At 38.3% G+C, this 12685-nt stretch carries 12 protein-coding genes; 4 read left to right on the top strand and 8 right to left on the bottom strand.

Annotated features, from left to right (window positions below; all coding sequences use genetic code 11):
• Position 1: 1 nt before the first annotated feature.
• The 4 genes from AKG34_RS05595 to AKG34_RS05580 form a co-directional block, all read right to left on the bottom strand.
• Positions 2 to 1360 (bottom strand): dihydrolipoamide acetyltransferase family protein, encoded by a 1359-nt coding sequence (locus tag AKG34_RS05595; protein ID WP_053345167.1) that lies wholly within the window; start codon positions 1358 to 1360, stop codon positions 2 to 4.
• A 121-nt stretch (positions 1361 to 1481) separates the two neighbouring features.
• Complete coding sequence (locus tag AKG34_RS05590) at positions 1482 to 2459, bottom strand: alpha-ketoacid dehydrogenase subunit beta (RefSeq protein WP_053345166.1); 978 nt, start codon at positions 2457 to 2459, stop codon at positions 1482 to 1484.
• A gap of 3 nt (positions 2460 to 2462) precedes the next feature.
• A complete protein-coding gene (gene pdhA / locus AKG34_RS05585; protein WP_053345165.1) occupies positions 2463 to 3578 on the bottom strand; it encodes a pyruvate dehydrogenase (acetyl-transferring) E1 component subunit alpha in 1116 nt (371 codons plus the stop codon).
• 649 nt (positions 3579 to 4227) lie between these two features.
• Positions 4228 to 4893 (bottom strand): YkyA family protein, encoded by a 666-nt coding sequence (locus tag AKG34_RS05580; protein ID WP_053345164.1) that lies wholly within the window; start codon positions 4891 to 4893, stop codon positions 4228 to 4230.
• A 215-nt stretch (positions 4894 to 5108) separates the two neighbouring features.
• Here AKG34_RS05580 and AKG34_RS26570 point away from each other — a divergent pair, with 215 nt between their 5' ends.
• Together AKG34_RS26570 and def are read left to right on the top strand one after the other, a co-directional pair.
• Positions 5109 to 5270: a YjcZ family sporulation protein gene (locus AKG34_RS26570; protein WP_083450682.1), complete on the top strand. Its 162-nt coding sequence runs from the start codon at positions 5109 to 5111 to the stop codon at positions 5268 to 5270.
• A 261-nt stretch (positions 5271 to 5531) separates the two neighbouring features.
• Positions 5532 to 6086: a peptide deformylase gene (gene def / locus AKG34_RS05575; protein ID WP_053345163.1), complete on the top strand. Its 555-nt coding sequence runs from the start codon at positions 5532 to 5534 to the stop codon at positions 6084 to 6086.
• A gap of 50 nt (positions 6087 to 6136) precedes the next feature.
• Here def and AKG34_RS05570 read toward each other — a convergent pair whose 3' ends face one another.
• Entirely contained in the window at positions 6137 to 6904 is a 768-nt protein-coding gene (locus tag AKG34_RS05570; protein WP_236694876.1) for a Cof-type HAD-IIB family hydrolase, read from the bottom strand.
• 979 nt (positions 6905 to 7883) lie between these two features.
• Between AKG34_RS05570 and AKG34_RS05560 the strand changes: the two genes are divergently transcribed.
• Both AKG34_RS05560 and rnjA read left to right on the top strand, forming a co-directional pair.
• Positions 7884 to 8093, top strand: coding sequence for a DNA-dependent RNA polymerase subunit epsilon (locus tag AKG34_RS05560; protein WP_053345160.1), 210 nt, complete (start codon positions 7884 to 7886; stop codon positions 8091 to 8093).
• Positions 8094 to 8096: 3 nt separating this feature from the next.
• Positions 8097 to 9767: a ribonuclease J1 gene (gene rnjA / locus AKG34_RS05555; protein ID WP_053345159.1), complete on the top strand. Its 1671-nt coding sequence runs from the start codon at positions 8097 to 8099 to the stop codon at positions 9765 to 9767.
• Between the two features lie 141 nt (positions 9768 to 9908).
• Here rnjA and AKG34_RS05550 read toward each other — a convergent pair whose 3' ends face one another.
• The 3 genes from AKG34_RS05550 to dapD all read right to left on the bottom strand — a co-directional run bounded on the left by AKG34_RS05550 (position 9909) and on the right by dapD (position 12568).
• Positions 9909 to 10568, bottom strand: a complete 660-nt coding sequence (locus tag AKG34_RS05550) for a potassium channel family protein (protein WP_083450891.1) — start codon at positions 10566 to 10568, stop codon at positions 9909 to 9911.
• 88 nt (positions 10569 to 10656) lie between these two features.
• Positions 10657 to 11787: an N-acetyldiaminopimelate deacetylase gene (locus tag AKG34_RS05545; protein WP_053345157.1), complete on the bottom strand. Its 1131-nt coding sequence runs from the start codon at positions 11785 to 11787 to the stop codon at positions 10657 to 10659.
• A 70-nt stretch (positions 11788 to 11857) separates the two neighbouring features.
• Positions 11858 to 12568: a 2,3,4,5-tetrahydropyridine-2,6-dicarboxylate N-acetyltransferase gene (gene dapD / locus AKG34_RS05540; RefSeq protein WP_053345156.1), complete on the bottom strand. Its 711-nt coding sequence runs from the start codon at positions 12566 to 12568 to the stop codon at positions 11858 to 11860.
• Positions 12569 to 12685: the final 117 nt, after the last annotated feature.

The raw sequence follows: 12685 nt of genomic DNA, 5'->3' as shown, positions 1-12685 counted from the left end.
TTTACGCCTCCATTAGCAATAATTCTGGGTCGTTCAATAACTTTTTGATGTGATTCAATGCATGCTGAGCAGTAGCCCCGTCAATCATGCGGTGATCAAAACTCAGTGATAATGCCAGAACTGGAGCGGCGATAATTTCCCCGTCGCGTACAATTGCTTTTTCGGCAATGCGTCCAATCCCTAGAATGGCAACTTCTGGATGATTGATTACAGGTGTGAACCACTGACCGCCTGCGGAACCGATATTCGTGATGGAACATGAAGCACCTTTCATTTCGTTAGGAGCCAATTTTCCGTCACGAGCTTTCGTAGCTAATTCATTAATTTCTTGTGAAATAGCAAAAGTTGATTTACGATCTGCATCTTTTACAACTGGAACGAGCAGTCCTTTGTCTGTGTCTGCCGCAATTCCGATATTGTAATAGTGTTTATGGATAATCTCACTTGCCTCATCATCAAACGATGTGTTAAGCATAGGGAATTCACGCAATGCACTTGTTAACGCTTTAACAACATAAGGTAGGAATGTAAGCTTAATTCCTTTTTCTGCAGCAATTTCCTTGAATTTCTTACGATGAGCAACTAGTAGCGTCACATCGACTTCATCCATTAATGTTACATGTGGAGCTGTCTGTTTGGATTTAACCATTGCTTTGGCGATCGCTTTTCTCATACCGCTCATTTTCTCGCGAGTTTCAGGATATTGCCCTTCTGGAATTGAAACTTTTTGTTTTTCGGTTGTTTCCGTATCGTTTTGTTGTGAAGCTTCACTTTGAGCTGCTGGTTGCTGTGGAGCCGTTTTGCCGTTTTTGAAAGCATCGATATCTTCTTTCATGATGCGGCCATTATCCCCAGAACCAGAAATCTCACGAATATTTACCCCTTGTTCGCGTGCATATTTCCTAACAGAAGGCATGGCGATAATACGTCGTGAAGGATCCACCTCAACCTTTGGTTGTGATCCCGCGCCCGTTTCTGCACTATTTTCTTGAACCGGAGCAGCCTCTTTCTTGACTTCCTGTCCAGCTTCAGCAGTAGCTTGAACCTGGGCCTCCGTATTCTTCTCACCTTCTGCCTTCGCTTCTTCTCCATGATCCCCTTTAAACTGAAGATCTTCATAACCTGGAGCATCGAATGTTACAAGTACATCACCGACAACGGCAACCGTTCCTTCTTGAACAAGGATTTCTTCCACGGTACCTTCCACTGGTGATGGAATTTCAACAACGGCTTTATCGTTTTGAACCTCGCAAAGCACGTCATCTTCTTGGATCTTATCTCCTGGTTTAACAAACCATTTCACTATTTCACCTTCGTGTATACCTTCTCCGATATCTGGGAGTCTAAATTGGAATGCCACTGAGTTCAACCTCCTATATTAAATCATACTTAGGGCTTTGAATAAAGTCCTTTATCTTGTAATTCTTCTAATGCGAATTACTTCCTCAAGCAGTTACTACCATTCCGATTACTCAAGATAGTTAAAACTTCAAGACTTTAGTCGCCGTTTCAATAATGTCTTTATAATTAGGGAGCCATACTGTTTCAGCTTGAGAAAACGGGAATACTGTATCAGCAGCAGCCACTCGTAGTACTGGTGCATCCAAGCTCAAAATAGCACGTTCGTTAATTTCCGCGACAACATTCGCTGCTATGCCAGCTTGCTTTTGTGCTTCTTGAACAACGATAGCGCGTCCAGTTTTTTCTACTGAAGCAATGATTGTATCAATATCCAATGGAGATACAGTTCGTAAGTCAACAACTTCAACCGAATGACCTTCCTTAGCCAATTCTTCAGCTGCCTTGATTGATTCCTGTACCATCGCACCATACGTAATAATGGATAAATCCGTTCCCTCTCTTTTCACATCCGCTTTTCCTAATGGAATTGTATATTCTTCCTCAGGAACTTCCTGACGGAAAGAGCGGTACAATTTCATGTGCTCAAGGAAAATGACAGGGTCATTATCACGAATCGCTGAAATCAATAAGCCTTTAGCATCGTAAGGAGTGGAAGGGATAACTACCTTTAACCCTGGTTGCTGAGCCATTAAACCTTCTAAGCTATCCGCATGCATTTCCGGAGTATGCACTCCACCTCCAAAAGGTGAGCGAATTGTAACCGGCGCACTGTAACGTCCGCCTGAACGGTAGCGCATACGAGCAAGCTGACCGCTTACGGAATCCATTACTTCATATATAAAACCGAAGAATTGAATTTCAGGAACAGGACGGAAACCTTGTAAAGAAAGACCGACCGCTAATCCACCGATTCCAGATTCAGCAAGAGGTGTATCGAATACACGATCTTCGCCGAATTCTTTTTGAAGATTTTCCGTTGCACGGAAAACTCCACCATTAAGACCAACATCTTCTCCAAAAACGAGTACATTCTCGTCATTTTTAAGTTCTGTACGTAATGCTTCTGTAATTGCTTGAATCATCGTCAATTGAGCCATGGCTTACTTCGACTCCTTCTCTTTATAAATTTCATATTGTTCTTTTAAGTTATAAGGCATTTCTTCATACATGTTTTCAATAAGGTCTGTCACCTTTTGCTTAGGTTCTGCATCTGCCATTTTGATTGCTTCTTTAATATCGTCTTTTGCTTTTTCTATTGTTTCGTTCTCTAATTCTTCATTCCAGAGTTTTTTGTTTTCCAAGAACTTGCGGAAACGAACCAATGGATCTTTCAATTCCCACTCATTATCCATATCAGAAGTACGGTAACGTGTCGGGTCATCTCCAGCCATCGTATGTGGTCCATAACGGTAAGTTAATGTTTCAATCAATGTAGGGCCCTCACCATTAATTGCACGTTCACGAGCTTCTTTAACTGCTGTATAAACGGCCAATGCATCCATACCATCAACTTGGATACCAGGAATACCTGCAGCCACACCCTTTTGGGCTAATGTTTTCGATGCTGATTGCAATTCAACAGGTGTTGAGATTGCAAAACGGTTATTTTGTACGATGAAAATAGCTGGTGCTTTAAATGCACCTGCAAAGTTGATTCCTTCGTAGAAGTCCCCTTGTGATGTACCACCGTCACCCGTATATGTGATTGCTACTGCTTTTTTACCGCGCTTTTTCATACCTAAAGCTACACCTGCAGCCTGAATATACTGAGCACCGATAATAATTTGCGGTGAAATTACATTAACATCTTCCGGGATTTGATTCCCTTTAAAATGTCCCCTTGAGAATAAGAATGCTTGCCAAAGCGGCAGACCATGCCAAACAATTTGCGGCACATCACGATAACCTGGAAGAATGAAATCTTCTTTCTCCAATGCATACTGGGAAGCGATTTGCGAGGCTTCTTGACCGGCAGTCGGTGCATAGAACCCTAATCTCCCTTGACGGTTCAATGAAATTGAACGTTGATCCAAGATACGCGTATAAACCATGCGGCGCATTAATTCTTGTAGTTGTTCATCACTTAAATCAGGCATTGCCGCTTCGTTAACGACTTCTCCCTCTTCATTTAAAATTTGAAAAGTTTCAAATTGTTCTTCCACTTTCTTAAGCTGATTCTGAACATTAAATTTAGCTTGTTTAGTTTTTTGAGCCATTTGGCACCTCATCCTTTCATTAAAAAGGTTTGCTATTATTATTCTATAAGCAAAAATATTTTGCTTTATAGTTTCTTCAACAATTCATTCTTTTATTTTTCCCTTAAGCCTAATCCCTCAAACGTGGATATGGTTAATATGTCTCAATCTTATTCTGTACCATAAAAAAAATCAAGAAAAATGATACAAGAACTTTTATAAATTTAGTTTACAAGATGCATTCACGTCAAGTCAATCACTTGTATTTCCTTATTTTTTAGATTTAATAGAATTTCCAACACCAAATCTTCATCACTGTGTTAGTTTTGATTTTGTAACTGTACTATAAATTTTCATCCTTTTTTTAATTTATAGGTACTGAAGTATAATATTTCACTTCCATTGACTATCCTATTGATTCCCAAATTGCTTTAACTAAAGGCATTTGAGACTTTAAAATAATATTTCGAGAAAATTTTTAAACGCTTTCATTTCATTCTGCTGTTAGATTTTCTATTTTAGAATTTTTTTAGTACAGTTTCTTCATTTTTTATATTTAGGAGTTCTTTTATATATTGAATAAAAAAATTATTCTAGAATTTTTTAGTTAATAAACTATTTGAATGCATAAAAAATAGGCTATGGGTATTACCCACAGCCCATTAAATAATTATTCTTTGGTTAAATCTGCCATTTCTATACCTGAACTGTTGTAAAAACTTTCTTTTTTCTGATTAGATTTTTCAGTTAATTCATTAAATTGGCTATTCGTTTTCAACACTTTAGTATATGAGGTATTGATTTTCTTGATTTGGCCTTGTAACTCATCCATTTTCAAATCTTCTTTTTTAAATAGTTCATACAATTCACGATCATACTTTAAGCTTTGCTGATAAGCTTCATATAGGTTATCGTACGTGCTATATCGTTCACTCATTATCTTATTCATTTCAGTGGCTTCTTTTTTTACCTTCTTATTTTCTATTTTCCCAATTTGTTCTTCTATCTTATTAAATTGTTTCTTTGAGGCCTGCATACTGTTATGTTCTTTTTCAATAATAGCCTCGCGTTCATCAATATTCTTAGTTGCTTCATCTGAAAGTTCAACAATTTGTTCATATTCATTCATTCCAAGTTTAATAATTTTATCATATTGCTCTTTTTCTTTATTCTCCAATTTATTAAGTGGCTCTTGATGCTCGGTAAAATCACTTTCCTTCTCCGTAGTTTTTTCAAGAATTTTATGGATTTTTTCTTCCGGTGAACTACTAAAACAACCGGTCATAATTGTTAAGGAAAGAAGTAAAACAAAATATAGACGAAAACGTTTCAACATCGATAGCTCCTCCTGATAGTTCTTTGAAGTAGGATATTTTTCTACTCATCTGTTTTAGAAGATTGCAGACTCTCGTACTAATCATATTCTAAGCAGGAATTTTCCATTACTGGGCTTTAGCCTACACCCTTTAAACCGTACTGCATAGGCTGTAGAGACCGTTTCAACTAAGAGTGGTCAATACTTTAACAATATAAAAACGGAGGTATAAAATTATGTATGGAGGTTACACCCAGGATTGTTGTTATCCGGTTTCCGCTGCACCCAGCTACGGTTATGGTGGACATTGTGGAGGCGGGGGCTGCTTTGGAGGCGGCTTTGCTCTAATCATCGTACTTTTCATCCTGCTTATCATTGTCGGCGCCTGCTTCTGCTAAACAGATTATTACTACTACCTTTACCCGAATATGTTATCTATTTACCCTGATTTCACAAAAAAATGAATGATTTTAAAAAAAAAGATCACAATCGGTTTATACAATCATGATAGGGAAAGGGATTTGAGTATTGATCCTATCTCTATCATGTACTCTTTTATCAATCCAAAAGCCTATGTATACAGTCCATTAACTTTTCGCATTTTTTTTGTTAAAATAACCCTATACATATATTATAAATTTTTAATGGGGTGAAAGATTATGCTTACTATGGATGATTTTGTTAACGAAGACGATCCAATATTAAGGAAAGTCGCGTTGGAAGTACCACTGCCGGCTTCTGATGAAGATAAGCAACTTTTAGCCAGCTTGATGGAATATGTCCAAAATAGCCAGAATCCTGAAATTTCAGCTCAATATGGTTTAAGAGCCGGGATAGGCTTGGCCGCACCACAGGTAAATGTTTCAAAACGGATGATTGCCGTTCATTTAAAAGATAAAAATGGTGAACTGTATAGCTACGCTCTTTTCAATCCTAAACTCATTAGCCATTCAGTGGAGAAAGCCTACTTAACGACAGGTGAAGGTTGTCTTTCCGTTAATCGTCCAATCTCTGGTTATGTACCACGTTATGCTCGAATAATGGTATCAGGTACGACTCTGGATGGAACACTGGTTCAGCTCCGCTTAAAAGGGACCGCAGCCATTTGCTTTCAACATGAAATCGACCATCTGAACGGAATCTTGTTTTATGATCATATTAATCCAATAGAACCCTTTACCATTCCAGAAAATTCCTTTTCGGTAGAAAGATGAGCTAACTAAGTGATAAAAAACTCCCATCAGTTGACGGGAGTTTTTAAGTTCTAGATCAGATCAAGTTCTTTTAATCCGTAAAGTATACCATCATTATCGACATCCTTCGTTACAAAGTCGGCCTCCTGCTTCAAAAGCTGACTGGCATTCCCCATTGCCACGCCATATCCCGCTACTTTTAACATCTCTATATCATTTAACCCATCCCCGAATGCATAAACGTCCTCAAGGCCAAATCCGACTTTTTCCATTAATATCTTTATACCTTCTGCCTTTGAACCACCGAATGGAAGTACATCCGTCGAATATGTATGCCATCTAATAAAATGAAATTTATCATACTGACCAACGAATTTCCCTTCTTCATCCTCAGAGCAAAATAATAAGGCCTGGTATATGTCATGATCTTCGTAAAAATCGGCATGAAGTTCTGGATGTGGAAACTTCAGACTGCTTAATGCCTCTTCAATTCTGCTATGATGCGGTACACTAGATTTCATTGTCTCTTCATTCATAAATACAATTGGTATATTATTTTTTTCAGAATGTTCGTGAAGCCTTTTTATTTCAGACAAACTTAAAGGATTTTTGTAAATGACTTCACCTTCAAAAACAACATATTGTCCATTAAAACTTACGAATGTATCGATGCCAAGCTCTTCCCTTAAAGATTCAAACATGAACGGAGCCCTACCTGTAGCAATCGCAACAAAAACCCCATTGTCCTGTAATTGCTTAATAGCTTTCTTCGTTGAGGCAGGTAGCTTTTTTTCATGATCTAGTAATGTTCCATCAATATCAAAGAATACGATTTTCACTAACTCTTCACTTCCAATTCATTCAGTTTTCCTTTTTTTAATATGTACCCATTTAATAATTGTCATAAAGATAAGTCAAGTAACTCACCTGTCAATTAACATTTATTGCTACGTTTTTTATTTACAAATGAGCATATACTACTGTAAATAAAATTCATTAAAGCTCAACTTATTCTCCCTACTCTCTCCTCCCAAATCTGCGCCTTTACTATATTACCTCTAAAAACCTAGTTATCTACTGGGTATTGCGCCTTTTTTACAAAAATGGGCCAAGTACTTGTAAAGACATATTTACTTTATTGAATAATCCTATACAATAATAATTAAGGGAGTGTGATCGCCATGTTAAAAAAGCTTCGTAAAAAGCTTGTAAAACAGTGGAATGATCTTTTAAGAAAAAAATCAATCGCATGAACTGCCGTACCTATTGTGCCTTGGCCGTCATCCAAATGCGAGTTTTTTTCGTACAGCCCTTCAAAAACTTGCGGAGGGCTTCTTCCTTGTTGTAAAGTTCTTGTTAAGCCTTCTTCTATCTTGGCTTTGAAAATTTCAAGCAAGTACATATTGCATTCGGAATATGAAGCGTTGTCTCTTAATGGAACGCTGTACTAAGGGTTAGACACTTTAAGCAAGAAATCGGTTGCGAAAAAAGACTTCGTAACACAATAGAATAAGCGCAGTCAAACTGATTTCCACCCTAAAAAAGTTGACCAAAAACTTTTCTTTATCGATTTAAGTTTTACACATAGTAAAAACGGATAGGATAAAAGAATAGAGAAGGCCGCAATGAATTGAATACCTGATTCGGCTGACTATTTTTTATATACTTTTAAGACATTGGTATAATCAGTTAACTAAAACCCCTTCCGTTTTTATGGCGGAGCTGGGTTTATTTTTACATGATGTTGAAAAACATGAAAAAATTGTTGTTTTTATATATAATGAAAAAAGCAATGCAAACAAGTGAGGAGAGATTAAAATGGTATTTAAGGTATACTATCAAGTAACCATAGCAGAGGTTCCCATCAGGGAGAATACTAAAACAATGTTTGTCGAAGGTGAATCCGTTCGTGACGTTCGTTTAAAATTAAAAAAAGAACCTTATAACGTAGAATTCGTAACAGCAGTAACTGGAGCATATTTAGAATATGAAAAACAAAATGAAGATTATAAAGTATTGGAGCTATAATTTATGAAATTTGTAAAAAATGATCAAACAGCTGTATTCGCCTTGGGCGGTTTAGGCGAAATCGGTAAGAACACATATGCTGTTCAATTTCAAGACGAAATCATCGTTATTGATGCTGGAATTAAATTTCCAGAAGACGAGCTTCTCGGAATTGACTATGTGATTCCTGACTACAGTTATTTAGAGAAAAATGTAGATAAAATTAAAGGTGTCTTCATCACTCATGGCCATGAAGACCACATTGGCGGGATTCCTTATTTATTAAGAAAAGTGAATGTCCCTGTATATGGCGGTAAGCTAGCACTTGGATTACTTCGTAATAAATTGGAAGAACACGGTCTTTTACGTCAAACAACCATGATCGAAATCAGTGAAGATGAAGTGATTAAATTTCGGAAAACTTCCGTCTCTTTCTTCCGCACAACTCACAGCATCCCGGATTCTTATGGAATCGTTGTAAAAACACCGCCTGGACAAATTGTTCATACTGGTGATTTTAAATTCGACTTTACACCTGTAGGCGAACCTGCAAACTTAACTAAGATGGCGGAAATCGGTAAAGAAGGAGTATTGTGCTTACTTTCAGACAGTACGAATAGTGAAGTACAGAACTTCACGATGTCTGAAAGCCGCGTTGGCGATACCATTCAAGACATTTTCCGTAAAGTGGACGGACGGATTATATTTGCAACATTTGCATCAAACATCCATCGTCTTCAACAAGTAGTAGAAGCTGCTGTAGCAAACGGCCGTAAAATTGCTGTTTTCGGCCGTAGCATGGATTCAGCTATTGCTATTGGGCAAGACCTTGGTTATATTGTAGCTCCTAAAGATACATTTATTGATGTACAGCAATTAAATCGGATGCCTGCTAACAAAGTAACCATCCTTTGTACAGGTAGCCAAGGTGAACCAATGGCAGCCCTTTCGCGGATTGCGAACGGTACTCACCGTCAAATCCAAATCATACCTGGTGATACAGTTGTGTTTTCTTCTTCACCTATTCCAGGTAACACAATCAGTGTTTCTAGAACAATTAATCAATTATATCGTGCAGGCGCAGACGTCATTTCAGGTCCATTGAATGATATTCATACATCCGGGCATGGCGGCCAACAAGAACAAAAACTTATGCTTCGTTTAATTAAGCCAAAATTCTTCATGCCGATTCATGGTGAATATCGGATGCAGAAACTTCACGCTCGCCATGCAGTTGATTGCGGGGTTCCTGAAGAAAATTGCTTTATCATGGATAATGGTGAAGTGCTTTCGTTAAGTGAAAACACAGCACAAATCGCTGGGAAAATCCCTTCAGGTTCTGTTTATATTGATGGAAGCGGCATCGGCGATATCGGAAACATCGTTTTACGCGACCGTCGGATTCTTTCTGAAGAAGGTCTTGTCGTTGTCGTTGTCAGCATTAATATGAAGGAATTCAAAATTGCATCCGGTCCGGACATCATCTCACGTGGATTTGTCTATATGAGAGAATCTGGAGACCTTATTAGCGATGCTCAATCCTTAATCACTAAGCACCTGAATAAAGTAATGGATCGTAAAACTACTCAATGGTCCGAAATTAAAAATGAAATTACAGATACATTGTCTCCATTCTTATATGAAAAAACAAAACGCCGTCCGATGATCCTACCGATTATCATGGAGGTTCAATAAACTAAAAAAGCCTCCAGCCATTACCCTGGCTGGGGCTTTTTTTAGTTTAATACTAATACTATTTCCTTCCATTCTCCATACACTATAGGTTAAAAGCTTCCTAAAGAAGTGAGCCTGTTCAATATGGAAGAGGTCTCAATTTTATTCTACAATCTTTTTCTCAAAACGATTGATGTCGGAATCTGCTCCAATAACTATCAATATATCGCCTTTATGAATTAAATCGTTTGCTTGTGGAGAGACATTGATTTCATTTCCTCTTTTAATAGCGACAATATTTAGCCCGTAGTGAGCGCGGATATCAAGATCAAATATTGAATTCCCATTCATCTTTTGGCTCGCTACAATTTCAACAATGGAGTGTTCATCAGAAAGCTCCAAATAGTCGAGAATATTATTAGACCCGATATTATGGGCAATCCTTCTCCCCATATCTCGTTCCGGGTGCACAACAAAGTCAGCACCGATTTTACGTAGTACCTTCTCATGATAATCATTCTGCGCCTTTACCGTAACATTGCTGACACCCAACTCTTTAAGAATAAGCGTCGTCAAGATGCTCGCCTGAATATTTTCACCGATCGCTACAATGACGTGATCAAAATTACGAATTCCAATATTTCTGAGGACACTTTCATCAGTCGTATCCCCTACTACGCTATGTGAAGCAATTCTAGCAAATTCATTGACACGATCTTCATTTGCATCGATAGCCAGAACTCCTAAACCTTCTTCAGCTAGCGTCCTGACTATACTGCCGCCAAAACGACCAAGTCCAATCACTGCAAATTCCTTTTTCACAGTAAGCCCTCCAACATCTTTCATTCTATTAGGATATACAGCGGCTCGCTCCTTAAAGCATACTTCCTATCCTAGTACGGAAAAGCAATTAAGCTTTATTCCCTTTAAACGTTAAATAATTTGTTAAATGATTGATGGCAAGTTCAATTGCTTTTTCATCCGGAGTTAACTTAGCGTGGTGTAAACCGTATTCGGATGAAACCCCTAGCCAGAACATGAAACCTGGAATTTCCTTAAGCATGTACCCAAAATCTTCACCAGTCATCGCTTCCGTACAGCGATATAAATCGACCTCTGATGACTGCTCCGTATATTCCATAAATTCCTGTGTCAACTGCTCCTCATTATATACCTGATGGTACATTGCGCCATAGTCAATCTCTGCCACGCATTCAAAACCCGCTTGAATACCATCTACAAGTGCTTTAATCCGTGACTTAACCTTTACCATTGATTCAGGATTCAGCGTGCGTATTGTCCCTTCTAAGCGCGCTGTCTCAGCAATGATATTTTGGACGGTGCCTCCGGTAATCTTTCCAACAGTTATGACAGCTGAATCTAGCGGATTCACATTGCGGGAAACGATAGTTTGCAGTTGCCCGACAAGTGAGCAGGCAGCGATGACCATGTCATTTGTATGATGAGGGTAAGCTGCATGCCCACCTTTCCCTTTCAGGTCAATAAATAATTCAGATGTGTTGGCAAATAAAAGACCTTCTTTAACGGCAATCGTTCCAACCGGATACTCTGGAGCTATATGCAAAGCAAGAATCATATCCGGTTTCCATTTTTTCATCGTTTCGGATTTCAGCATTGGTTCAGCTCCACCAGGCCCCTCTTCCGCCGGCTGAAAAATAAATAGTAAGTCATCATCAATCGGGTTTTCTACAAAATATGTCAAAACTCCTAGACCTATGCTCATATGAAAATCATGGCCACAAGCATGCATATAATCTTCATGATTAGAAGTAAAAGGTAATCCAGTTTCCTCTTTAATCGGTAGACCGTCTATATCCGCACGATAGCCAATTATTTTTCGGGGGTTCCGTCCCTTTATTTTCACAAATATCCCTGTTCGCCAAGTCTCTATCTCCATTCGCTCTGACGCCAATTTCGTTATGTAATTCAGTAGATATTGCTGCGTTTTAAATTCTTGAAAACCTATCTCTGGTATTTTATGCAAATCACGCCGGATAGCGGCAAATGGACTTGTTTCCATCTTATTCCCTCCCTATACAGAAAGCGTGGATATAGTTATCCACGCTCTTGACACCTATTTACTTTAGAAATTAAAGTTGACGAAGTTCTTGCATGATTTCAGTTTTAGATTTAGTTTTTTCGTCAATTTGTTTAATCACTTTAGCTGGAATACCAGCAGCCACCGAGTATGGAGGAACGTCTTTCGTTACAATTGCGCCTGCCGCTACAACTGAACCTTGACCGATTTTTACACCTTCAAGAACAACTGCGTTAGCTCCGATTAATACATCGTCTTCTAATATAACTGGTTGCGCGGAAGGAGGCTCAATAACACCTGCTAAAACAGCGCCTGCACCTACGTGACAGTTTTTACCCACTGTTGCACGTCCGCCAAGTATTGCGTTCATGTCAATCATTGTGCCTTCACCAATAACAGATCCAATATTGATCGATGCACCCATCATGATCACTGCGTTATCTCCGATTGACACTTGGTCACGGATAATTGCGCCAGGCTCGATACGAGCTTTGATGCCTTTTAAGTCCAATAAAGGAATAGCAGAATTACGACGGTCGTTTTCAACTACATAATCCTCAATTTTTGTTCCAGCTGTCTCAATAGCCACTTCAACTTCAGACCACTCACCGAATACAACTCCGGTATTACCTGTAATGAAAGTTTTAGAAGCTTGACCAAAATCTATGCCTTCTAATTCACCTTTGATATATACCTTTACAGGTGTTGATTTTTTACTATTTGAGATAAAAGAAATAATTTCGTTTGCATCCATTTTATTCATTCTCGAAAAACCTCCTAAATATGTATCATTACTCGTCTTTAATTTACCAGACAACTGACGGCAAGACAAGTTGAATGTCATTGATATATATTATTCTACCCCATTGACATTTTCGGT

Source organism: Peribacillus butanolivorans, from assembly GCF_001273755.1.
GTDB lineage: Bacteria > Bacillota > Bacilli > Bacillales > DSM-1321 > Peribacillus > Peribacillus butanolivorans.
This window is presented reverse-complemented; position numbering and strand designations above follow the sequence as displayed.

What these genes read in the sequence shown, in the direction of transcription:
- AKG34_RS05590 (WP_053345166.1), bottom strand. Translation starts at nt 2,459, where the DNA reads ATGGCTCAATTGACGATGATTCAAGCAATTACAGAAGCATTACGTACA.
- pdhA (WP_053345165.1), bottom strand. Translation starts at nt 3,578, where the DNA reads ATGGCTCAAAAAACTAAACAAGCTAAATTTAATGTTCAGAATCAGCTT.
- AKG34_RS05580 (WP_053345164.1), bottom strand. Translation starts at nt 4,893, where the DNA reads ATGTTGAAACGTTTTCGTCTATATTTTGTTTTACTTCTTTCCTTAACA.
- AKG34_RS26570 (WP_083450682.1), top strand. Translation starts at nt 5,109, where the DNA reads ATGTATGGAGGTTACACCCAGGATTGTTGTTATCCGGTTTCCGCTGCA.
- def (WP_053345163.1), top strand. Translation starts at nt 5,532, where the DNA reads ATGCTTACTATGGATGATTTTGTTAACGAAGACGATCCAATATTAAGG.
- AKG34_RS05560 (WP_053345160.1), top strand. Translation starts at nt 7,884, where the DNA reads ATGGTATTTAAGGTATACTATCAAGTAACCATAGCAGAGGTTCCCATC.
- rnjA (WP_053345159.1), top strand. Translation starts at nt 8,097, where the DNA reads ATGAAATTTGTAAAAAATGATCAAACAGCTGTATTCGCCTTGGGCGGT.
- AKG34_RS05545 (WP_053345157.1), bottom strand. Translation starts at nt 11,787, where the DNA reads ATGGAAACAAGTCCATTTGCCGCTATCCGGCGTGATTTGCATAAAATA.
- dapD (WP_053345156.1), bottom strand. Translation starts at nt 12,568, where the DNA reads ATGAATAAAATGGATGCAAACGAAATTATTTCTTTTATCTCAAATAGT.